At 73.0% G+C, this 21,809-nt stretch carries 16 protein-coding genes; 4 read left to right on the plus strand and 12 right to left on the minus strand.

The genetic code is table 11. The features are described 5' to 3' along the window. The first annotated feature begins 54 nt into the window (after nucleotides 1-54). The 3 genes from ACZ56B_RS01225 (at nucleotide 55) to ACZ56B_RS01235 (ending at nucleotide 6,142) form a co-directional block, all read left to right on the plus strand. Nucleotides 55-4,005 carry a glycoside hydrolase family 2 TIM barrel-domain containing protein gene (locus ACZ56B_RS01225; RefSeq protein ID WP_468784933.1) on the plus strand — a complete coding sequence of 1,317 codons (3,951 nt, stop codon included), beginning with the start codon at nucleotides 55-57 and terminating at the stop codon, nucleotides 4,003-4,005. 146 nt (nucleotides 4,006-4,151) lie between these two features. Beyond that, on the plus strand, nucleotides 4,152-5,657 hold the full coding sequence (locus ACZ56B_RS01230) for an AlkA N-terminal domain-containing protein (RefSeq protein WP_468785022.1): 1,506 nt from the start codon (nucleotides 4,152-4,154) through the stop codon (nucleotides 5,655-5,657). After that, a complete protein-coding gene (locus tag ACZ56B_RS01235; RefSeq protein WP_468784935.1) occupies nucleotides 5,654-6,142 on the plus strand; it encodes a methylated-DNA--[protein]-cysteine S-methyltransferase in 489 nt (162 codons plus the stop codon). Before ACZ56B_RS01230 ends, ACZ56B_RS01235 begins: the two co-directional genes overlap by 4 nt. 33 nt (nucleotides 6,143-6,175) lie before the next feature. On the opposite strand, the gene ACZ56B_RS01240 is transcribed toward ACZ56B_RS01235, so the two are convergent. The 3 genes from ACZ56B_RS01240 to ACZ56B_RS01250 form a co-directional block, all read right to left on the minus strand. Then, the gene (locus ACZ56B_RS01240) at nucleotides 6,176-6,913 is read right to left on the minus strand and encodes an SIR2 family NAD-dependent protein deacylase (RefSeq protein WP_468784937.1); all 738 of its coding nucleotides are present in this window, start codon (nucleotides 6,911-6,913) and stop codon (nucleotides 6,176-6,178) included. A 70-nt stretch (nucleotides 6,914-6,983) separates the two neighbouring features. Continuing rightward, complete coding sequence (locus ACZ56B_RS01245) at nucleotides 6,984-7,487, minus strand: NUDIX domain-containing protein (protein WP_468784939.1); 504 nt, start codon at nucleotides 7,485-7,487, stop codon at nucleotides 6,984-6,986. 123 nt (nucleotides 7,488-7,610) lie between these two features. Beyond that, nucleotides 7,611-8,684, minus strand: a complete 1,074-nt coding sequence (locus ACZ56B_RS01250; protein WP_468784941.1) for an ADP-ribosylglycohydrolase family protein — start codon at nucleotides 8,682-8,684, stop codon at nucleotides 7,611-7,613. A gap of 168 nt (nucleotides 8,685-8,852) precedes the next feature. Between ACZ56B_RS01250 and ACZ56B_RS01255 the strand changes: the two genes are divergently transcribed. Next, nucleotides 8,853-10,022 (plus strand): glycerate kinase, encoded by a 1,170-nt coding sequence (locus tag ACZ56B_RS01255; RefSeq protein WP_468784943.1) that lies wholly within the window; start codon nucleotides 8,853-8,855, stop codon nucleotides 10,020-10,022. 288 nt (nucleotides 10,023-10,310) lie between these two features. Here ACZ56B_RS01255 and pssA read toward each other — a convergent pair whose 3' ends face one another. The 9 genes from pssA to ACZ56B_RS01300 all read right to left on the minus strand — a co-directional run bounded on the left by pssA (nucleotide 10,311) and on the right by ACZ56B_RS01300 (nucleotide 21,337). Then, complete coding sequence (gene pssA / locus ACZ56B_RS01260) at nucleotides 10,311-11,129, minus strand: CDP-diacylglycerol--serine O-phosphatidyltransferase (RefSeq protein WP_468785024.1); 819 nt, start codon at nucleotides 11,127-11,129, stop codon at nucleotides 10,311-10,313. Nucleotides 11,130-11,151: 22 nt separating this feature from the next. Then, complete coding sequence (locus tag ACZ56B_RS01265) at nucleotides 11,152-11,808, minus strand: phosphatidylserine decarboxylase (protein WP_468784945.1); 657 nt, start codon at nucleotides 11,806-11,808, stop codon at nucleotides 11,152-11,154. 171 nt (nucleotides 11,809-11,979) lie between these two features. After that, on the minus strand, nucleotides 11,980-13,185 hold the full coding sequence (locus ACZ56B_RS01270; protein ID WP_468784947.1) for an acyl-CoA dehydrogenase family protein: 1,206 nt from the start codon (nucleotides 13,183-13,185) through the stop codon (nucleotides 11,980-11,982). A 3-nt stretch (nucleotides 13,186-13,188) separates the two neighbouring features. Beyond that, a complete protein-coding gene (locus ACZ56B_RS01275) occupies nucleotides 13,189-13,758 on the minus strand; it encodes a MaoC family dehydratase (RefSeq protein ID WP_468784949.1) in 570 nt (189 codons plus the stop codon). A 5-nt stretch (nucleotides 13,759-13,763) separates the two neighbouring features. Next, complete coding sequence (locus tag ACZ56B_RS01280) at nucleotides 13,764-14,726, minus strand: HpcH/HpaI aldolase/citrate lyase family protein (RefSeq protein WP_468784951.1); 963 nt, start codon at nucleotides 14,724-14,726, stop codon at nucleotides 13,764-13,766. Continuing rightward, complete coding sequence (locus tag ACZ56B_RS01285; protein WP_468784953.1) at nucleotides 14,723-16,750, minus strand: protein meaA; 2,028 nt, start codon at nucleotides 16,748-16,750, stop codon at nucleotides 14,723-14,725. Before ACZ56B_RS01285 ends, ACZ56B_RS01280 begins: the two co-directional genes overlap by 4 nt. A gap of 18 nt (nucleotides 16,751-16,768) precedes the next feature. After that, complete coding sequence (gene ccrA, locus ACZ56B_RS01290) at nucleotides 16,769-18,106, minus strand: crotonyl-CoA carboxylase/reductase (RefSeq protein WP_468785026.1); 1,338 nt, start codon at nucleotides 18,104-18,106, stop codon at nucleotides 16,769-16,771. 446 nt (nucleotides 18,107-18,552) lie between these two features. Beyond that, nucleotides 18,553-19,368: a TetR family transcriptional regulator gene (locus ACZ56B_RS01295; RefSeq protein ID WP_468784955.1), complete on the minus strand. Its 816-nt coding sequence runs from the start codon at nucleotides 19,366-19,368 to the stop codon at nucleotides 18,553-18,555. A gap of 163 nt (nucleotides 19,369-19,531) precedes the next feature. Next, nucleotides 19,532-21,337, minus strand: coding sequence for a 3-hydroxyacyl-CoA dehydrogenase family protein (locus ACZ56B_RS01300; RefSeq protein ID WP_468784957.1), 1,806 nt, complete (start codon nucleotides 21,335-21,337; stop codon nucleotides 19,532-19,534). Nucleotides 21,338-21,809 lie beyond the last annotated feature (472 nt).

Genomic DNA, 21,809 nt, shown 5'->3' on the forward strand with positions numbered 1-21,809 from the left:
CCGACGCGCCCTCAGGTACGCGCAGTGCCCTGTCGAACCGAGGAAGGCCACGGTATGCCGCACCCGCACGCGTCCCCCGCCGACCGGCCCGCCCCCTCCGCCCGCCCCGGCCCGCTCCACGGGCCCGGGCGGCCGGCCGTCAGCCGCCGGCGTCTGATGGAGGGCGGGGCCGCCCTCCTCGGCGCCCTCGCCCTCCCCGCCTCCCCGGCGGCGGCGCTGCCCACCGCCCGGCGCGCCGCCGCGGACGGCCCCCCGGAGTGGAACGGCAACATCTCCGTCTTCCGGGTCGGCACCGAGCCGCCGCACACCACCCTCATGCCGTACGCGGACCTGAAGCAGGCGCTGGCCGCCGACCGCACCCGCTCGCCGTACCGGCTGAGCCTCGACGGGACGTGGAGGTTCGCCCACGCCGACCGCCCCGACGACCGCGACCCCGACTTCCACCGCACCGACCTCGACGACTCCTCCTGGGCCACCCTCCCCGTCCCGTCCTGCTGGCAGCTCCACGGGTACGACGCCCCGGTCTACGTCAACATCACCTACCCCTGGTGGGGCCCCAACGGACGCGGCGAGGACGCGCGGCCCCCGGCCGCGCCGACCCGCCACAACCCCGTCGGCCAGTACCGGCGCACCTTCACCGTGCCCCGCGACTGGACGGGGCGGCGCGTCTTCCTGCACTTCGAGGGCGTCAAGTCCGCCCACTACGTGTGGATCAACGGCACGCCCGTGGGCTACGACGAGGACTCCTACACGCCCAGCGAGTACGACATCACCGAGCGGCTGAGGCCCGGCACCAACCAGATCGCCGTGGAGGTCTACCGCCACTCCGACGGCGACTGGCTGGAGGACCAGGACATGATCCGGCTGAGCGGCATCTTCCGCTCGGTGTACCTGTACTCCACCCCGGCCGTGCACCTGCGCGACTTCAAGCTGGACACCCCGCTGGGCGACGACCACACGTCCGCCGCGCTGAAGGTCACCGCCGCCGTGCGCGACTACGCGGGCGGCGCCGCCGGACGGTACACCGTCGAGGTCCAGCTCTACGACGACCGCGGCCACGCCGTCTGGTCCCGTCCGCTCGAGCGGACCGTCGAACCGGGCTCCGTACCGGCCGGGCGGGACGTGACCGTCGAGGCGTCCCGGGACGTGCCCGCGCCGAGGCTCTGGTCGGCGGAGCACCCGTACCTCTACACCGCCGTGCTCCGGCTGCGCGACCTGTCCGGCCGGGTGACCGAGACCCTCTCCCACCGGGTCGGCCTGCGCGAGTTCGCCCTCCGGGACGGACTGATGCGCATCAACGGCAGGCCCGTCTCCTTCCGCGGCACCAACCGCCACGAGATGCACCCGGACCGCGGCACGGCCCTGACCCGCGCGGACATGGTGAAGGACATCGGCGTCATCAAGCGGCTGAACATCAACAGCGTCCGCACCTCGCACTACCCGAACAACCCGCTGTGGCTGGAACTCGCCGACGAGTACGGCCTCTACCTCGTGGACGAGACCAACCTCGAGACCCACGGCATCCGCGACGAGTACCCCGGCGACCACGCCGACTGGACCGAGGCGTGCGTGGCCCGCGCGCAGAACATGGTCCACCGCGACAAGAACCACCCCTCGGTGGTGATCTGGTCGCTGGGCAACGAGGCGGGCGGCGGCAGCACCTTCACCGCCATGCACGACTGGATCCGCTCCTACGACCCCACCCGCGTCATCCAGTACGAGGGCGACGACCGCCCCGGGATCAGCGACATCCGCTCGCGGATGTACGAGAGTCCCTCCCGCGTCGAGGCGAGGGCCGAGGACACCTCCGACACCCGTCCGTACGTGATGATCGAGTACTCCCACGGGATGGGGAACTCCAACGGCAACTTCAAGAAGTACTGGGACGTCGTACGCCGCCACGACGTCCTCCAGGGCGGCTGGATCTGGGACTTCGCCGACCAGGCCCTGCGGTGGCCCGCCCCCGCCCGCCGGCTGTTCACCGAGTCCGGCCCCGCCGCCCTGCGCGGCGAGACCGTCAACCCCAGCGGCACCTTCTCCCGCGACCGGGGACTGTCGGGCGGCACCGTCTTCGCCCGCGACCCGCGCCTGGACCTCACCGGATCGCTGACCCTGGAGGCGTGGATCACCCCGGAGGCGACGGGGTACCACCAGCCGGTCATCGCCAAGGGGGACACCCAGTACGCCCTCAAGCAGACCGACCGGAGACTGGAGTTCTTCCTGTACGGCGGCGGCCAGTGGATCACGGCCGCCTGGGAGCTGCCGGACGACTGGACCGGGCGCGAGCACCACGTCGCCGGCGTCTTCGACGCCGACGCGGGCACCCTCACCCTCCACGTGGACGGCGCGGTGCGGGCCGTCCGGACCACCACGCGCCGCCCCGACGTCAACACCGCGCCCCTGGCGCTCGCCACCGACGTCGACAACCCGACCAGGGAGTTCAGCGGCACGATCCGGCGGGCGCGGGTGTACGCGCGGGCGCTCGGCGCCGCCGAACTGGCCGCGCGGGGCCGCGGCCCGGGCGACGACGGCGTGCGGTTCTGGTTCGACGCGGCCGACGTGGACGTCACCGAGGAGCGCCCCGGGGAGCGGACGTTCCTCGCCTACGGCGGCGACTGGGGCGACAACCCCAACGACGGCGCCTTCTCCGGGGACGGCATCGTCACCGCCGACCGCGGCCACACCGGCAAGGCCGCGGAGGTCAAGCGGATCCACCAGGCCGTCCACGCCGCGCCGTCGTCGCCCGGCCCGCTCACCTCGGGACGCCTCACCCTCACCAACGAGTACCTGTTCACCGACCTCCGTGAGTTCGACGGCCGCTGGGAACTCGTCGAGGACGGCAGGACGGTCGGGCGCGGAAGACTGACCCGGGACCAGCTGGACGTGCCGCCCTCGTCCGCCAAGGACATCACCCTCCCCGTGCGGCCGCCGCGGAACCCGGCGCCCGGCGCCGAGTACTTCCTCCGCCTCTCCTTCACCACCAGGGAACGCACCCCCTGGGCCGACGCCGGCTTCGAGGTGGCCGCACAGCAGCTCCCCTTCGACGCGGGCGGCCCGCCGGTGACCCCCGTCCCCCTGACGGCCGTCCCGGCCCTGCGCCACGACGACGGCGAGAAGGCCGTGACCGTCCGGGGCGAGGACTTCTCCGTCACCGTCGACAAGGCCGACGGCACCATCACCTCGTACGGGGCGGCCGGCCTGCGCCTGATCACCTCCGGCCCGGTGCCGAACTTCTGGCGGGCGCCCACCGACAACGACCGGGGCAACGGCCAGCACACCCGCAACCAGACCTGGCGCGACGCCGGCGCCCGGCGCCGGGTGACCGGCGTCGCCGTGCGGCCCCTGGGCGACCGGGCCGTCGGGATCGAGGTCCGCGGCACGCTGCCCACCACGGTGGAATCGGCCTTCACCACCACCTACACGGTGTTCGGCAACGGCGAGATCAGGGTCGACCACACCCTGCGCCCGGGCGCCGCGCACCTGCCGTACATCCCGGAGGTCGGCGCGCTGCTGTTCCTGCCGCGCCGCCTGGACCGGCTGCACTACTACGGCCGGGGTCCCGAGGAGAACCAGTGGGACCGCAACCACGGCACCGACGTCGGCCTCTACTCCGGGACCGTCTCCGGCCAGTGGAGCGGCTACCTGCGTCCGCAGGAGAACGGCAACAAGACCGACGTGCGCTGGGCGGCCCTCACCGACGGCGGCGGACGCGGCCTGCTCGTCTCCGGCGAACCCCTGCTGGAGATCAACGCCTCCCGCTTCACCCCCGAGGACCTGTCCCGCGGGGCCCGCCACGACTACCAGCTCACCCCGCGGGACGAGGTCGTGCTGCGGGTGAACCACCGGCAGATGGGCGTGGGCGGCGACGACAGCTGGGGCGCCCACACCCACGACGAGTTCAAGCTGTTCGCCGACCGCACGTACGCGTACACCTACCGGCTGCGTCCGCTGACCGACGTCCGCACGGCGACGGCCCTCTCCCGCCGGCCCACGGCACGGGAGTGAGCGCGGCGCCGGCCGGCCCGGACGGACCGCCCCGCCGCACGGGCCGGCGGGGCGGTCCGGGCAGCCGCAGCACACCGGAGGAAGACGTCGGATTCCCGCCGGACCGGACGCGGTCCGTGCCCGATCCTTGAGGCATGCGGAAGGGGATGCACACCGACACGGAGCGCTGCGTGCGCGCCGTGCAGTCCAGGGACGCGCGGTTCGACGGCTGGTTCTTCACCGCGGTCCTGACCACCGGCGTCTACTGCCGGCCCAGCTGCCCGGTGGTGCCGCCGAAACCGGAGAACATGGTCTTCCACCCGAGCGCGGCGGCCTGCCAGCAGGCCGGGTTCCGGGCCTGCAAGCGCTGCCGGCCCGACACCAGCCCCGGATCGCCGGAGTGGAACCGGCGCGCCGACCTGGTGGCCCGGGCCATGCGGCTGATCGCCGACGGGGTGGTGGACCGCGAAGGCGTCCCCGGCCTCGCCGCCCGGCTCGGCTACAGCACCCGGCAGGTCGAACGCCAGCTGCTCGCCGAGCTGGGCGCGGGCCCCCTCGCACTCGCCCGCGCCCAGCGCGCCCAGACCGCGCGCCTGCTCGTCGAGACGACGGCGCTCCCCATGGCGCAGATCGCCTTCGCCGCCGGCTTCTCCTCCGTCCGCACCTTCAACGACACGGTGCGCGAGGTCTTCGCGCTCTCCCCGAGCGACCTGCGCGCCCGGGCCCCGCGCAACGGCCCCCGCCCCACCCCCGGCGCGCTGTCGCTGCGCCTGCCGTTCCGCGCCCCGCTGCACCCCGACAACCTCTTCGGCCACCTCGCCGCGACCGCCGTACCCGGGGTGGAGGAATGGAGGGACGGCGCCTACCGGCGCACGCTGCGGCTGCCGTACGGCCACGGCGTCGTGTCCCTCGCCCCGCACCCCGACCACATCGCCTGCCGCCTCTTTCTCGGCGACCTGCGGGACCTGCCCGTCGCCATCAGCCGCTGCCGGCGCCTGCTCGACCTGGACGCCGACCCGGTGGCGGTCGACGAGCGGCTGCGCACGGACCCGGTGCTCGCGCCCCTGGTCGACGAGGCACCCGGCCGCCGCGTCCCGCGCACGGTCGACGAGGCGGAGTTCGCCGTACGGGCCGTCCTGGGCCAGCAGGTCTCCACGGCCGCCGCCCGCACCCACGCCGCCCGCCTGGTCACCGCGCACGGCGAGCCGGTCGACGACCCCGAGGGCGGCCTCACCCACCTCTTCCCGTCCCCCGAGGCCCTGGCCGCCCTGGACCCCGGGACCCTGGCCCTGCCCCGCGCCCGCCGCGCGACCCTCACCACCCTGGTCCGCGAACTGGCCGGGGGAGGACTGCGCCTGGGCGTGGAGAGCGACTGGCCGCAGACCCGCGCGCGGCTCCTCGCCCTCCCCGGCTTCGGCCCCTGGACGGCCGACGTCATCGCCCTGCGCGCCCTGGGCGACCCCGACGCCTTCCTCCCCACCGACCTCGGCGTCCGCCGCGCCGCCCGGGAGCTGGGCCTGCCCTCCACCCCGGCCGCGCTCACCGCCCGCGCCGCGCCCTGGCGGCCCTGGCGGGCCTACGCGGTCCAGTATGTGTGGGCGACGGACAGCCATCCGATCAACTTCCTGCCGGCACCGGGAAACCCGCGGGGAAACGGAGAACGCACCCGATGAAGCAGCACACCGTGACCGACAGCCCCTACGGCCCGCTGACGCTCGTCGCCGACGACGGCGTCCTGTGCGGCCTCTACATGACGGACCAGCGCCACCGCCCCGCGCAGGAGACCTTCGGGGACCGTGACGACACCCTCCGCGCCTTCGCCGGGGCGCGGGAACAGCTGGCGGCCTACTTCGCCGGCGAGCTGAAGGAGTTCACCCTCGAGCTGCGCCTGCACGGCACCCCGTTCCAGCGCCGCGTCTGGGAACTGCTGACCCGCATCCCCTACGGCGAGACCCGCTCCTACGGCCGGCTCGCCGGCGCCCTCGGCAACCCCGGGGCCTCCCGCGCCGTCGGCCTCGCCAACGGCCGCAACCCGATCGGCATCATCGTCCCCTGCCACCGCGTCGTCGGCGCGGCCGGCGCCCTCACCGGCTACGGCGGCGGCCTGGACCGCAAGCAGCGCCTGCTGGACTTCGAACGGGGAGCGGCCCTGTTCTGAGCCCGCACCGGTGGGACCGGCGACGCCCCGGCGTCAGGCGGTGCTCCCGGCGGCCAGCCGGCGCAGCAGGGCGGGCAGGGCCGTGCCGATCGGTTCGCGGATCACCTCGTCGGCGCGGTCGTCGTACGGGGTCGGCTCGGCGTTGACGACGATCAGGCGGGCGCCGTGGTCGGCGGCGACGTCCGCGAGGCCGGCGGCGGGGTGGACCTGGAGGCTGGTGCCGACGGCGACGAAGACGGTGCAGGCCTTGCTGATCGCCATCGCCTCGCCGAGCACCACGGGGTCGAGCCGCTCGCCGAACATCACCGTCGCCGACTTGAGGACGCCGCCGCAGTCCCGGCAGGGCGGGTCCTCCTCCCCGGCCTCGACGCGGGCGAGGGCGTCCTCCATCGGGCCGCGGGCGTGGCAGTGCGTGCACACCACGTCGTGCACCGTGCCGTGCAGTTCGAGCACCTTGCGGGCGGGCATTCCGGCGAGCTGGTGCAGTCCGTCCACGTTCTGCGTGATGACCCGCACCGGCACCCCGGACCGCTCCAGCTCGGCCACGGCCCGGTGCGCGGCGTTCGGCCCGGCCCCCAGGTCCCGGTTCCGCAGCCGCATCCGCCAGGAGCGGCGGCGGATCTCCGGGTCGCCCATGTAGTACTCGTACGTCACGAGCTTCTCGGCCTCGGGATCGCGGCGCCACAGCCCGTTCGGCCCGCGGTAGTCGGGGATGCCGGAGTCGGTGCTGACGCCGGCCCCGGAGAGGAGGGCGACGAGGGGCTTGCTCATGCGGCCGAGGGTAGGCGGCCGGGCGCCGGCGGGCGAGCGGATATGAACGGGGGACGCGGCCGGGCGCGGGTCAGCGCACCCGGTACCCGTCCTCCAGCTCCGCGGTGCCCGAGCCCTCGGCGAGGACGTCCAGCGCGGCCAGGACCCGGCGGCCCAGGGCGCCCGGAAGGTGCTCGGTCAGTTCCCCGCGCGGCACCAGCCGCCAGGACAGCAGCTCCGACTCCTGCAGCCGGATCGCCCCGAAGTCCTCCTCGCCGAGCACCCCGCCGTCGTACAGGTACGCCACCAGCGGCGGCTGCCCCGGCCGGCGCACCCAGTCCACCGCCAGCAACCGGCCCGGCTCCCGGTCCAGCCCGATCTCCTCGGCCGTCTCGCGCCGCGCGCCCTCGCGGGGGCTCTCCCCGTCGTCCGACTCGATCGTGCCGCCGGGCAGCGCCCACCCCTCCCGGTAGTTCGGCTCGACGAGCAGCACCCTTCCCCCGCCGTCCCGGAAGAGCGTGGCCGCCCCGGCGAAGATCCTGGGGAGGGAGGCGAGGTAGGCGGCGAAGTCCTGGGGGTCCTGCGTGGTGGTCATGCGGGAAGGGTAACCGCGGAGCCGGACACCACCGCGGGGCCGGCGGCCGGCCCCGCGGGGCGCACGGCGGCACACGCCGGTCCCGGACCGGCGCCGGGCGGCGCACGCGCCGGAGCACGGGCTTCAGGCCCCCGCCCGCGCCAGCCTCAGGGTGCGTTCCGCCAGTTCGCTGATCCGTACCCCGTCGAAGCCGAAGACCGCGCTGCGCACCGTGTCCTCCAGGGGGTCCTTCCACTGGGCCGGGACGGCCGCGGCGCCGCACCGGACGCCCGCCACCGAGCCCGCCGTCGCCCCGTTGGAGTCGGTGTCCAGGCCGCCGCGCACGGTCAGGGCGATGGTGCGGGTGAAGTCGCCGTCACCGTACAGCAGCCCGGCGGTGAGGACGGCGGCGTTCGGGACGGTGTGGATCCAGCCGAGGCCCGCCGTCTCCTCGGCGAGGACCGTGAGCGTCTCCTCCCAGGGCAGCCCGGCCTCGTGCAGGGAGGCCGTCCGGCGCACGGTGCGGGCGAGGCGGCTGCTCGCCGGGATCACCGCCAGCGCCTCGTCCACCGCGTGGCGCACCGTGGGCGCCGTGAACGCCGCCGAGACCAGCGCCGCCGCCCACATCGCGCCGTACACGCCGTTCCCCGTGTGGGACAGCACCGCGTCCCTGCGGGCCAGCGAGGCGGCGCGGCGCGGGGCGCCCGGGGAGGTCCAGCCGTGGACGTCGGCCCGGATCAGGGCGCCGATCCACTCCTGGTACGGGTTGTCGTACGTGGCCGTGAGCGGCGGCCTGAGGCCGTTCACGAGGTTCCGGTACGCCGCCCGTTCCGCCGTGAAGGTCTGCAGGTACGGCAGCCGCAGCAGCCACAGGTCGCCCACCTGCTCGGTGCTGAAGCCGAAGCCGTGGGTCTCCAGCAGGTGCAGGCCGAGGATCGCGTAGTCGACGTCGTCGTCGCGGCAGCTGCCGCGGATCCGGCCCCGCACGCAGGCGCGCCACTCCGGGCGCAGGGCGGCGCCCTCGCTCTCGTCCGGCGGCTCGGGGAGGTAGTCGGTGAGGGGGAGGGCGTCCGCCCGCCTCAGGTAGCGGTCGATGCGCTCGCGCGTCCACACCTCGCCCTGCTCCACCGGCTTGCCGAGCATGTTGCCCGCGATCCGGCCCAGCCAGCCCCCGAGGATGCGGTCGGCCAGTCCCGGCTCCGTGCCCACAGCGGTCATGGGTCCGGTGTACCCGGATCCCGGCGCCACCGCGCGTCCCCGCGCCGGGCCGCGGCCGTTCCACAGGCTGAGCAGGGACATGACGACGACGGCGGGCGCCGGTTAGGGTCACAGCGGCGCGACTGGCCCCGGCGTGCGCGCGGGGCCCGCAGAGCGAGGGGAAGGCAAGTGGCGGACGCTGCAGGAAGCGGCACTCGTACGGCGCGGTCGGCACGGCGGGTGCTCGTCGCCGCGGACAAGTTCAAGGGGTCGCTGACGGCCGTGGAGGTCGCCGAGCGGGTGACGGCCGGCCTGCGCCGGATCGTGCCGGACCTGGTGGTGGAGGCGCTGCCGGTGGCCGACGGCGGCGACGGCACCGTGGCCGCGGCCGTCGCGGCCGGATTCGAACGGCGTCGGGTGCGGGTCGCGGGCCCGCTCGGCGACGAGGTGACGGCGGCGTACGCGCTGCGCGGCGACACCGCCGTCGTGGAGATGGCGGAGGCCAGCGGGCTGCAGCGGCTGCCGGGCGGCGTGCTCGCGCCGCTCACGGCGTCCACGTACGGCTCCGGCGAACTGCTGCGGGCCGCGCTGGACGCGGGGGCGCGCACCGTCGTCTTCGGCGTCGGCGGCAGCGCCACCACCGACGGCGGCGCGGGCATGCTGACGGCGCTGGGCGCCCGGCTCCTGAAAGCCGACGGAGAGCCGGTGGCGCCGGGCGGCGGCGGGCTCGCCGAGCTGGCCTCGGCCGACCTGTCCGGTCTCGACCCGCGCCTGGGCGAGGTCGAGCTGGTCCTGGCGAGCGACGTCGACAACCCGCTGACCGGCCCCACGGGCGCCCCGGCGGTCTACGGCCCGCAGAAGGGCGCCTCCCCCCGGGACGTGGAGCGGCTGGACGCGGCCCTCGCGCACTTCGCGAAGGTGCTGGAGGACGCGGTCGGCCCCCGGGCCGCCGGGTACGCCGCCTCGCCGGGCGCGGGCGCGGCGGGCGGTGTCGGCTACGGCGCGCTGCTGCTCGGGGCCGCCTTCCGGCCCGGGATCGAGGTCATGCTGGACGTGCTCGGCTTCGCGCCCGCGCTCGAACGGGCCGGTCTCGTCGTCACCGGCGAGGGGTCCCTGGACCGGCAGACCCTGCACGGCAAGGCGCCGGCGGGCGTCGCCGCCGCCGCCCGGGCGGCGGGCAAGGAGGTCGTCGCGGTGTGCGGCCGGCTCGCGCTGCCGCCGGAGGAACTGGACCGGGCGGGGATCCGGCGGGCCTACGCGCTGACCGACCTCGAGCCGGACGTGGCGAAGTGCGTCGCCGACGCGGGGGCGCTCCTGGAGCGCACGGCGGAGCGGATCGCGCACGACTTCCTGAGCTGAGCCCCCGGGGGCGCCGGGAGGCGCCGGAGGCCCTCGCCACCGCCGCCCCGCCCGCCCCGGCCGGGGCGCCGCCCCCGCCCCCGGCTGTCGGCCCTCCTCGCCGGACGGGCGGGGGCCCCTGCGTCGCCCGTCCGGGCGAGGAGGGCCGGGCGGGTCGGCGGGCCCGGCCCCCGGGAGGCCGGGCACCGGGTGCGGGGCCCTCGGCAGGGCCCGTGCCCGCGCCGGCCACGGAACGGCGAAGGGCCCCGGACCTGTCGGTCCGGGGCCCTTCCGCCCGTTCGAACGCCGCTACGGCAACTGCGCCGCCCGCGCCTCCCGCCGGTTGTCGCGGAAGGTGTTCACCCGCCGCGCCGTCGCGAACAGCGGGATCACCGCGCCCATCACCAGCTGCAGCGCGCAGCCGGTCTGCAGCAGCAGCTGACCGCTCGGGGCGTCGAACGCCCAGGCCGCCAGCATCCCCATGCTGAGCACGATCCAGGTGAGCATCGCCACCGCGAGGCGTCCCCGCGGCTTGGGGTACTCCACCCGGCTCACCATCAGCCAGGCCGTGCCCAGGACCGCCAGCAGCGTCGCCACGAACGGCAGCTCCAGCAGCACGATCGAGACGACGGTCAGCGCGCCGAACGGCGACGGCATGCCCTGGAAGGTCCCGTCCTTCACCGTGACGCAGGAGAACCGCGCCAGTCTCAGCACCACCGCCAGCAGCACCACGATCGCCCCGACCGCGGCCACCCTCTGGTGCGCGTCGTCCGCGACCATGCCGTAGACCAGGACGAAGTACGCCGGCGCGAGGCCGAAGCTGATCAGGTCCGAGAGGTTGTCCAGTTCGGCGCCCATGGGGGAGGAGCGCAGCTTGCGCGCCACCAGGCCGTCGAACAGGTCGAAGACCGCCGCGCACAGCATCAGGATGACGGCGGTGGCCGCGCTGTGGCGGGCCATGCCGGTCTCCTGGCTGCCCGTGAGGTGCGGGATCAGGATGCCGGTGGTGGTGAAGTACACCGCCATGAAGCCGCACGTGGCGTTGCCGAGGGTGAGGGTGTCGGCTATCGACAGGCGGAGCGAGAGGGGCATCTCCTCCTCGTCGTCCGCCTCGTCGGCCTCCGGCACCCACCCGGCCTGTGTGTCGGGATCAATCACGGTCAATGCGAGTCACCCCAGCCACGGTCTTCTGCCCCACCTCGACCGCGACCTCCACGCCCTCGGGCAGGTAGAGGTCGACGCGCGAGCCGAACCGGATCAGACCGATGCGCTCGCCCTGCTCGACCTTGGTGCCCTGCGGCACGTAGGGGACGATGCGGCGGGCCACCGCGCCGGCGATCTGGATCATCTCGATGTCGCCGAGCTCGGTGTCGAAGTGCCACACGACGCGCTCGTTGTTCTCGCTCTCCTTGTTGAAGGCGGGAACGAAGCCACCGGGGACGTGCTCGACCGACGTCACGGTGCCGGACAGCGGGGCCCGGTTCACGTGGACGTTGAGCGGGCTCATGAAGATCGCGACGCGGGTGCGGCCGTCCTTCCACGGCATGATGCTCTGCACCACACCGTCGGCGGGCGAGATGACCCGGCCCCGGGCGATCTCGCGCTCGGGGTCGCGGAAGAACCACAGCATCCCGGCCGCCAGGGCGGTGGCGGGGACGGCGACGGCCTTCGCCGCACCCGAACGGCGGGCGCGCAGAAGGCTGACGGCTGCGGTGGCGACGGTCGGCAGGAGCCACGGCGACGCCCCGCGTGCGAGGCGCACGCCGGCCAGGCTGTCGCGAGATGCAGGGGTTTGGCTGTCGGGCATGGATGACCTTCGTAGCGGATGATGCCGCGCACTGACGGGGGACGGCGGCTTTCCGGCGATCGTAGCGGCTCTCGGCTGCAACTGGGTAAGGCAGGCAGCAGAGTCGGTGGCCGGAGAGTGTCTACGGGGTGTGATCACCTTCCTCAAGAAAACACCCCGTATCCGGACAAGTCAGCCCTGGAATCGATACTCTTCGAGCAACCGCCGGCCGATGATCATTTTTTGGATCTCGGCGGTGCCTTCACCGATCAGCAGCATCGGGGCCTCGCGGTAGAGGCGCTCGATCTCGTACTCCTTGGAGAAGCCGTAGCCGCCGTGGATCCGGAAGGCGTCCTCCACGACCTCCTTGCAGTACTCGGAGGCGAGGTACTTCGCCATCCCCGCCTCGAGGTCGTTTCGCTCACCGGAGTCCTTTTTGCGTGCTGCGTTCACCATCATCGCATGCGCGGCCTCCACCTTGGTAGCCATCTCCGCCAGCTTGAACTGGACGGCCTGGTGCTGCGCGATCGGCTTGCCGAAGGTGTGACGCTGCTGGGCGTACCGGACGCCGAGCTCGAAGGCGCGCCGGGCGACGCCGCAGCCGCGTGCCGCCACGTTGACGCGGCCGACCTCGACCCCGTCCATCATCTGGTAGAAACCCCGGCCGGTGACCCCGCCGAGCACCCGGTCGGCCGGGACGCGCAGGCCGTCCATGATGAGCTCGGTGGTGTCGACGCCCTTGTAGCCCATCTTGTCGATCTTGCCGGGGACGGTCAGGCCGGGGCGGACCTCGCCGAAACCGGGCTCCTTCTCCACCAGGAAGGTGGTCATCGACTTGTGCGGCGCCGTGCCCTCGGGGTGACCCTCGTCACTGCGCACCAGAACGGCCACCAGCGACGACGTTCCGCCGTTCGTCAGCCACATCTTCTGGCCGGTCAGGACGTACTCGTCGCCGTCCCGCACCGCCTTCGACGTGATCGCCGACACGTCGGAGCCGAGGCCCGGCTCCGACATCGAGAAGGCGCCGCGGACGTCGCCGGCCGCCATCCGGGGCAGGAAGTGGTCCTTCTGCTCCTGGGTGCCGTGCTGCTTGAGCATGTACGCCACGATGAAGTGCGTGTTGATGATGCCGGACACCGACATCCAGCCGCGGGCGATCTCCTCGACGCAGAGCGCGTACGTCAGGAGGGACTCGCCCAGGCCGCCGTACTCCTCGGGAATCATCAGGCCGAACAGTCCGAGTTCCCTCAGGCCGTCGACGATCGCCTGCGGGTACTCGTCACGGTGCTCCAGGTCGGTCGCGACCGGGATGATCTCCTTGTCCACGAAGTCGCGGACGGTGGAGAGGATCTCCTGCTGGACGTCGGTCAGACCGGCGGTCTGGGCGAGACGGGCCATGGCCTACTTCTCCTGCTGCTCGGATTCCGGACCAGGGGTGTCGCCCCGCGGGGGCGTCCCTTGAGGGGGGTGGGGGGAGACGGGCGGGCGGCCGGGCTGCTCGCCGCCGCGCTCCTTGACGTACGTCCCGGTCGGCACCATCACCTTGCGGCGGAACACGCAGACGAGCGTGCCGTCCTGCTTGTGGCCCCTGGTCTCGACGTGGACGATGCCGCGGTCGTTCTTCGACTTCGACGGCCACTTGTCGAGCACGGTCGTCTCGCCGTAGATCGTGTCGCCGTGGAAGGTCGGCGCCACGTGCCTCAGCGACTCGATCTCCAGGTTGGCGATCGCCTTGCCGGAGACGTCCGGCACCGACATGCCGAGCAGCAGGGAGTAGACGTAGTTCCCGACCACCACGTTCCTGCCGAAGTCCGTCGTCCTCTCCGCGTAGTTCGCGTCCAGGTGGAGCGGGTGGTGGTTCATCGTGAGGAGACAGAACAGGTGGTCGTCGTACTCGGTGACCGTCTTGCCCGGCCAGTGCTTGTACGTCGCCCCGACCTCGAACTCCTCGTAGGTGCGTCCGAACTGCACGGTCCTCACGCCTCCGGGATCTCGAACGTGCTGGTGCGCCGCATGCCGGCGGCGCGTCCCTTGCCCGCGATGACCAGGGCCATCTTGCGGCTGGCCTCGTCGATCATCTCGTCGCCGAGCATCGCGGAGCCCTTCTTGCCGCCCGCCTCGGACGTGTGGTACTCGTACGCGTCCAGGATCAGCTCGGCGTGGTCGTAGTCCTCCTGCGAGGGCGAGAACACCTCGTTGGCGGCGTCGACCTGACCGGGGTGCAGCACCCACTTGCCGTCGAAGCCGAGCGCGGCGGCCCGGCCGGCCACCTCGCGGAAGCCGTCGACGTTGCGGATCTGCAGGTAGGGGCCGTCGATCGCCTGGAGGTCGTGGGCGCGGGCGGCCATCAGGATCTTCATCAGGATGTAGTGGTAGGCGTCCGCCGGGTAGCCGGGCGGCTGCTCGCCGACGACCAGGGACTTCATGTTGATGGACGCCATGAAGTCGGCCGGGCCGAAGATGATCGTCTCGATGCGCTCGGAGGCCCGCGCGATCTCGTTGACGTTGTTCAGGCCCTGGGCGTTCTCGATCTGCGCCTCGATGCCGATCCGGCCGACCTCGAAGCCCATCGTCTTCTCGATCTGGGTGAGCAGCAGGTCCAGCGCCACGACCTGCTGGGCGTTCTGCACCTTCGGCAGCATGATGCAGTCGAGGTTCGGGCCGGCGCCCTCGACGACCGTGACGACGTCGCGGTACGTCCACTCGGTCGTCCAGTCGTTGACGCGCACGACGCGGGTCTTGCCGGTCCAGTCGCCCTCGTTGAGGAACTTGACGATGGTGTGCCGCGCCTCGGGCTTGGCGAGCGGCGCGCAGGCGTCCTCCAGGTCCAGGAAGACCTGGTCGGCGGGGAGGCCCTGGGCCTTCTCCAGGAAGCGCGGGTTCGAGCCCGGTACCGCCAGGCAGGAGCGCCGGGGGCGAAGGCGGTTGACCGTAGTCATGCGGGGACCTCCAGGGGGTCGAGCTTGTTCGCGGTGCGGATCTCGTCGACGATGCGGCCGATGATCCCGGTGATGTCGAAGTCCTTCGGGGTGAAGACCGCGGCCACTCCGGCGGCCCGCAGCTGATCGGCGTCACCGCTGGGGATGATGCCACCGGCGATCACCGGTATATCTGTGGCACCGGCCACACGGAGCCGTTCCAGCACGTCCGGCACCAGCCGGGCGTGCGAGCCGGAGAGGACGGACAGGCCCACCGCGTGGACGTCCTCGGCGAGGGCCGCGTCCACGATCTGCTCGGGGGTGAGCCGGATGCCCTGGTAGACCACCTCGAACCCGGCGTCGCGGGCCCGCACGGCGATCTGCTCGGCGCCGTTGGAGTGCCCGTCCAGGCCCGGCTTGCCGACCAGGAAGCGCAGCTTGCCGACGCCGAGGTCCCGTGCCGTCAGGTCCACCTTCCGGCGCACCCGTTCCAGCGCGGAGCCCTCCTCGGCGGTGACGGCCACCGGTGCCGACGACACGCCCGTGGGGGCGCGGAACTCGCCGAACACCTCGCGCAGCGCCCCGGCCCACTCGCCGGTGGTGACCCCGGCGCGGGCGCACTCCAGGGTGGCCTCCATGAGGTTCTCGGTGCCGCGTGCGGCCTCCTTCAGCCGCTCCAGCGCCTTGCAGGGGCGCGGGTGGTTGAAGGGCGGCTGGTAGCGGGTGTCGCGCCAGTCCCGGAGCGCCGCGACGACGCGGGCCTCGACCGCCGGGTCGACCGTCTGGATCGCGGTGTCCAGGTCGGCGGTCAGCGGGCTGGGCTCGGTGCCCTCGAAGACGTTGACGCCGACGATCTTCTCCTGGCCGGACTCGATCCGGGCCCGGCGTTCGGCGTGCGAGGCGACCAGCTGCGACTTGAGGTAGCCGGACTCGACGGCGGCCAGCGCGCCGCCCATCTCCTCGATGCGCCCGATTTCCGCGAAGGAGTCCCGGACCAGCTGCTCCACCTTCGCCTCGACCACCTTCGAGCCCTCGAAGATGTCGTCGTACTCCAGCAGGTCACTCTCGTAGGCGAGCACCTGCTGGATGCGCAGCGACCACTGCTGGTCCCAGGGGCGGGGCAGGCCCAGGGCCTCGTTCCAGGCCGGCAGCTGCACGGCGCGCGCCCGGGCGTCCTTGGAGAGGGTGACGGCCAGCATCTCCAGGACGATCCGCTGGACGTTGTTCTCCGGCTGGGCCTCGGTCAGACCGAGGGAGTTGACCTGGACGCCGTAGCGGAAGCGGCGGTGCCGGGGGTTCTCGATGCCGTACCGCTCGCGTGTGATGCGGTCCCAGATGCGGCCGAAGGCGCGCATCTTGCACATCTCCTCGACGAAGCGGACGCCCGCGTTGACGAAGAAGGAGATCCGGCCGACCACGTCGCCCATGCGCTCCGGCGGCACCTGGCCGCTGTCGCGCACCGCGTCGAGCACGGCGATCGCGGTGGACATCGCGTACGCGATCTCCTGCACCGGCGTGGCCCCGGCCTCCTGCAGGTGGTAGCTGCAGATGTTGATCGGGTTCCACTTCGGGAGGTGGGAGACCGTGTAGGCGATCATGTCCGTGGTCAGGCGGAGCGACGGCCCCGGCGGGAACACGTGGGTGCCCCGGGACAGGTACTCCTTGACGATGTCGTTCTGGGTCGTCCCCTGGAGTTCGGTGACGTCCGCGCCCTGCTCCTCCGCGACGACCTGGTAGAGCGCCAGCAGCCACATGGCGGTGGCGTTGATCGTCATCGAGGTGTTCATCCGCTCCAGGGGGATGTCCCGGAACAGCCGGCGCATGTCGCCGAGGTGCGCCACCGGCACCCCGACCCGGCCGACCTCGCCGCGGGCGAGGACGTGGTCCGGGTCGTAGCCGGTCTGCGTCGGCAGGTCGAAGGCGACCGACAGGCCGGTCTGGCCCTTGGCGAGGTTGCGCCGGTACAGCTCGTTGGACGCCTCGGCCGTGGAGTGACCGGCGTACGTGCGCATGAGCCACGGCCGGTCCTTCTGACGCTCAGTCATCTGTGACCCCGGGTGTCCTCAGGTGTTGCGGAAGCGGTTGATGGCGTCGAGGTGCTTCGCGCGCTTGGCGTGGTCGCGCACGCCCAGGCCCTCCTCGGGCGCCAGGCACAGCACGCCGACCTTGCCCTGGTGCAGGTTGCGGTGCACGTCGTGGGCGGCCTGGCCGGTGTCCTCCAGGGAGTACACCTTCGACAGGGTCGGGTGGATCTTGCCCTTCGCGATGAGGCGGTTGGCCTCCCAGGCCTCGCGGTAGTTGGCGAAGTGCGAGCCGATGATGCGCTTCAGCGACATCCACAGGTAGCGGTTGTCGTACTCGTGGTGGTAGCCGGAGGTCGACGCGCAGGTGACGATGGTGCCGCCCTTGCGGGTGACGTACACCGAGGCGCCGAAGGTCTCGCGGCCGGGGTGCTCGAAGACGATGTCGACGTCCTCGCCGCCGGTGAGTTCGCGGATGTGCTTGCCGAACCGCTTCCACTCCCTGGGGTCCTGGGTGTTCTCGTCCTTCCAGAACCGGTAGCCCTCGGCGGTGCGGTCGATGATCGCCTCGGCGCCCATCCGCCGGCAGATCTCCGCCTTCCGCTCGCTGGAGACGACGCAGATCGGGTTGGCGCCGCCGGCCAGCGCGAACTGGGTGGCGTAGGAGCCGAGTCCGCCGCTCGCGCCCCAGATGAGGACGTTGTCGCCCTGCTTCATGCCGGCGCCGTTGCGGGAGACCAGCTGCCGGTAGGCGGTGGAGTTGACCAGCCCCGGGGCGGCGGCCTCCTCCCAGCTGAGGTGGTCCGGCTTGGGCATCAGCTGGTTGGACTTGACCAGGGCGATCTCGGCGAGGCCGCCGAAGTTGGTCTCGAAGCCCCAGATGCGCTGCTCGGGGTCGAGCATCGTGTCGTTGTGGCCGTCGGACGACTCCAGCTCGACGGACAGGCAGTGGGCGACGACCTCGTCGCCGGGCCGCCAGGCGTTGACGCCGGGGCCGGTGCGCAGCACGACGCCCGCGAGGTCGGACCCGATGATGTGGTACGGCAGGTCGTGCCGCCTGGTGAGTTCGCTGAGCCTGCCGTAGCGCTCCAGGAAGCCGAAGGTCGGCAGCGGCTCGAAGATCGAGGTCCACACCGAGTTGTAGTTGACCGAGGAGGCCATGACGGCCACCAGGGCCTCGCCCGGGCCGAGTTCGGGCAGCGGCACGTCGTCGAGGTGGATCGACTTGCGGGGGTCCTTGTCGCGGGTGGCGAGCCCGGCGAACATCTCCGTCTCGTCCTTGTGCACGGTGATCGCGCGGTACGACTCGGGGAGCGGCAGGGCGGCGAAGTCCTCCGACGTGGAGTCGGGCGACTGGATCGCGGCCAGGATGTCCTTCATGGTCACGGTGTTGCCTCCGGCGATGAGCACCCTGAGGGAGGGGTGCTGAGGGTTACGTCGGTGTGCTGCTGAGGGTTCTGGGGGAGAGGTGCCGTCGGTTCGGCGGTGGTGGTTCGGCAGCGCTTTGTGGCGCGGGAGGTTGCCTGTGACGCAGGCGTCCGGGCGCGCAGGCCTTCCGGCTTGCTGGGACAGCCGGCGCACGGGCTTTCCCGGTGCGCCGGCCGCCCGGACATCTTCAACGTATGGCACGCCGTGTCATCCGGCAAGGCACTGCGTGCCAGAAATTGCTCTCAGATGAAATCTTTACGCGACAGATGAGCGATGATCGATCGAACCGGCCCTGCGAGGCGGTCGAAAAAGGCCCCTGACATGCCAAAACGGCCACCCGGAGGGGTGGCCGTCATCACAGCGACGGGGTGCCGCGGAACACCGTTCCGGCGGCGCGCTCAGCGCTCCTTCAGCGCCTGCTCGATGGTCCGCATCACCTCGTCCAGCGGGGCGTCGGTGCGGGCGACGGCGACCAGCACCTCGCCCGGCTCCGCCCCCGGGGCCGCGGGGGGCCGCGGTGCGGCGGCGGCGCGGCGGCCCGCCATGATGCCGCTCCCGAAGGTCCTGCGGACGATCGCGAAGGCGTGGTCGAGCTGGGCCTCCACATCGCCCTGGCCGCCGGCCCGCAGCCAGCGCCGCAGCACGTGGTTGTGGGCGGTGACCACGGCGGACGCGGCGACCTCCGCCAGCAGCGGGTCGTCGCCCACGTCGTCGTCGTGCGCGTGCTCGTCGAAGTGGCCGAGCAGGTAGCGGGTGAAGAGGCGCTCGTAGCGCGCCACCGACGCGATCTCCGCCTCGCGCAGGGTGGGCACCTCGCGCGTCAGCTTGTAGCGGGCGACCGAGATCTCCGGCTGCGCCGCGTACATCCTCATGACCTCCTTGATGCCGCGGCACACCGTGTCGAGCGGATGCTCGTGCGCGGGCGCGGCGTTGAGCACCGCCTCCGCGCGGACCAGGGTGTCGTCGTGGTCCGGGAAGATCGCCTCTTCCTTGGACCGGAAGTGACGGAAGAAGGTGCGGCGGGCGACTCCGGCGGCGGCCGCGATCTCGTCGACGGTGGTCGCCTCGTACCCCTTGGTCGCGAACAGCTCCATCGCGGCGGCCGCCAGCTCCCGGCGCATCTTCAGCCGCTGGGCGGCGGCGCGAGAGCCTGCGGCACTCTCCGGCGGCTCGGTCGTGGCGGGCGGACGTACGGACTTGGCGGGCTGGGACATGTCCCGAACGTACTGCATGTGCGCAGCTCGGCGCGCGTGCCCGGGGCCTCCCCCGCCCCCGGTGGACGGGGGAGGCCCGGAGCGGGCGGGCGGCGGGAGCCGGTCCGGGCCGAGCAGCCCGCCCCACCCGGCGCCGTCCCGGGACCGGTCGCCGGAGCGCCGCTCAGCGCTTGGCATACTCGCGGAAGCCGCGCCCGGTCTTGCGGCCGAGGCAGCCCGCGGCCACCAGGTGCTCCAGCAGCGGCGCCGGGGCGAGGCCCGGGTCGCGGAACTCGCGGTGCAGGACCTTCTCGATGGCGAGCGAGACGTCCAGCCCGACGACGTCCAGCAGCTCGAAGGGGCCCATCGGGTAGCCGCCGCCCAGCTTCATCGCGGCGTCGATGTCGTCCAGGGACGCGTAGTGCTCCTGCACCATCTTGACCGCGTTGTTGAGGTACGGGAACAGCAGCGCGTTGACGATGAACCCGGCCCGGTCGCCGCAGTCCACGGCGTGCTTGCGGATCCTCCCGCAGACCTCGCGCACCGTCGCGTGCACGTCGTCGGCGGTCAGCACCGTGCGCACGACCTCGACCAGCTTCATGGCCGGCGCCGGGTTGAAGAAGTGCATGCCGATCACGTCCTGCGGGCGCGAGGTGGCGCGGGCGCAGGCGACGACCGGGAGCGAGGAGGTGGTGGTGGCGAGCACCGCGCCCGGCTTGCAGACCTTGTCCAGCGTCGCGAAGAGCTGCTGCTTGACCTGGAGGTCCTCGGCGACCGCCTCGAGGACGAGGTCGACGTCGGCGAGGTCGTCGTAGGCGCCCGTCGGCCGGATCCGCTCCAGGGCCTCGGCGGCGGCCTCGGCGGTCATCCGGCCCCGGTCGACGGAGCGGGCGAGGGACGTGCCGATGCGGGCCCTGGCGGCCTCGGCCTTCTCCTCGCTGCGGGCGGCCAGGACCACCTCGTAGCCGGCCTTGGCGAAGACCTCGGCGATCCCGGAGGCCATGGTGCCGGAGCCGGCGACCCCCACCGAGCGCACCGGGCGGCCGGCCGCGGGGGAGGCGTCCCGCGAGGGGGTCAGGGCGTCCGGCACGACGGCGCCGCTGCCCGGCGCCTCGTACGTGTAGAAGCCGCGCCCGGCCTTGCGGCCCGTCAGACCCGCCTCGCTGAGCTGCTTGAGGATCGGGGTGGGGGCGTGCAGCCGGTCGCGGGACTCGGCGTACATGGCCTCCAGCACCGTGCGCGCGGTGTCGATGCCGATCAGGTCGAGCAGCGCCAGCGGGCCCATGGGCAGGCCGCAGCCGAGCCGCATCGCGGCGTCGATGTCCTCGCGGGAGGCGTAGCGGGCCTCGTACATCGCGGCGGCCTGGTTGAGGTAGCCGAACAGCAGCCCGTCGGCGACGAATCCGGGCCGGTCGCCGACCGCGACCGGCTCCTTGCCGAGGTCCAGGGCGAGGTCGGTGACCGCGGCGACGGCCGCCGGGGCGGTCAGCACGCTGGAGACGACCTCCACCAGCTTCATCGCCGGGGCGGGGTTGAAGAAGTGCATGCCCAGCACCCGCTCGGGATGGGCCGAGTCGGCGGCGAGCCGGGTGACGGACAGGGCGTTGGTGCCGGTCGCCAGGATCGCCTCGGGCCGCACGATCCCGTCGAGCTCGCGGATGATCTGCTGCTTGACCTCGTACGACTCCGGGGCCACCTCGATCACCAGATCGGCGCCGGCGGCCGCGGCGAGGCCGGTGGAGGTGGTCACGCGGGCGAGGACGTCCGCGCGCTCCCGCTCGGTCAGGCGCCCGCGCTCCACGGCACGGGCGGTGGAGGCCTCCAGGGCGGCGACGCACTTCGCGGCCTGGACCTCACTGATGTCGATGCCGACGACCTCGCAGCCGGCCTTGGCCAGGACCTCGGCGATGCCGGTGCCCATCGTGCCGAGGCCGACGACGGCGACGGTCCGGAGCGGGGACAGGGGGGTGTCGGACAGGGGAGTGGCCATCGCGGGACTCCAGGAATGAGGGTGACGACGGGGAACGCGCCCCGGTGCGCCGAGGGCGCACCGGGTGCGTGAGGAGTGCGGGTGCTGCCGGGCTGCGAGCGCACACGCCCGGTGCCGCCGGCCCGGGCCCCGCCCGGACGACCGGGAGCGGGGAGGGCGTGCACACGCCCCGGCGCGACGGCGGTTCCGGCCGGCCCTGTCCCGAGGCCTAGCCGTACTGCGGTACACGGGGTACCGAACCGACTGCGACTCACGCCGGCCGCGTCACCAGACCGCCGTGAGGAGGGTGCGAGTGGGTAACTCGCTCGTCTGAGCTTAACTTGTGGGTAACGAGCGCGCCAGTCCTCGTGTTGGTGACGTAGGTCCCCGAGCGGCCCCCGCACCCCTGGAGGCCTTTCGTTCGGATCGGGGCGGGCTCGCGGGGGACAGGCCAACCCGGAGGAAAGGAACCAAGCCCTGGGGGACGGACAAA

It is taken from the genome of Streptomyces sp. NPDC034670 (assembly GCF_055574875.1).

Bases quoted from the DNA above. Each gene is read 5' to 3' on its own strand.
- ACZ56B_RS01230 (WP_468785022.1), top strand. From the start codon at position 4,152: ATGCACACCGACACGGAGCGCTGCGTGCGCGCCGTGCAGTCCAGGGAC.
- ACZ56B_RS01300 (WP_468784957.1), bottom strand. From the start codon at position 21,337: ATGGCCACTCCCCTGTCCGACACCCCCCTGTCCCCGCTCCGGACCGTC.
- ACZ56B_RS01245 (WP_468784939.1), bottom strand. From the start codon at position 7,487: ATGACCACCACGCAGGACCCCCAGGACTTCGCCGCCTACCTCGCCTCC.
- ACZ56B_RS01235 (WP_468784935.1), top strand. From the start codon at position 5,654: ATGAAGCAGCACACCGTGACCGACAGCCCCTACGGCCCGCTGACGCTC.
- ACZ56B_RS01270 (WP_468784947.1), bottom strand. From the start codon at position 13,185: ATGGCCCGTCTCGCCCAGACCGCCGGTCTGACCGACGTCCAGCAGGAG.
- ccrA (WP_468785026.1), bottom strand. From the start codon at position 18,106: ATGAAGGACATCCTGGCCGCGATCCAGTCGCCCGACTCCACGTCGGAG.
- ACZ56B_RS01265 (WP_468784945.1), bottom strand. From the start codon at position 11,808: ATGCCCGACAGCCAAACCCCTGCATCTCGCGACAGCCTGGCCGGCGTG.
- ACZ56B_RS01240 (WP_468784937.1), bottom strand. From the start codon at position 6,913: ATGAGCAAGCCCCTCGTCGCCCTCCTCTCCGGGGCCGGCGTCAGCACC.
- ACZ56B_RS01250 (WP_468784941.1), bottom strand. From the start codon at position 8,684: ATGACCGCTGTGGGCACGGAGCCGGGACTGGCCGACCGCATCCTCGGG.
- ACZ56B_RS01295 (WP_468784955.1), bottom strand. From the start codon at position 19,368: ATGTCCCAGCCCGCCAAGTCCGTACGTCCGCCCGCCACGACCGAGCCG.
- ACZ56B_RS01285 (WP_468784953.1), bottom strand. From the start codon at position 16,750: ATGACTGAGCGTCAGAAGGACCGGCCGTGGCTCATGCGCACGTACGCC.
- ACZ56B_RS01280 (WP_468784951.1), bottom strand. From the start codon at position 14,726: ATGACTACGGTCAACCGCCTTCGCCCCCGGCGCTCCTGCCTGGCGGTA.
- ACZ56B_RS01225 (WP_468784933.1), top strand. From the start codon at position 55: ATGCCGCACCCGCACGCGTCCCCCGCCGACCGGCCCGCCCCCTCCGCC.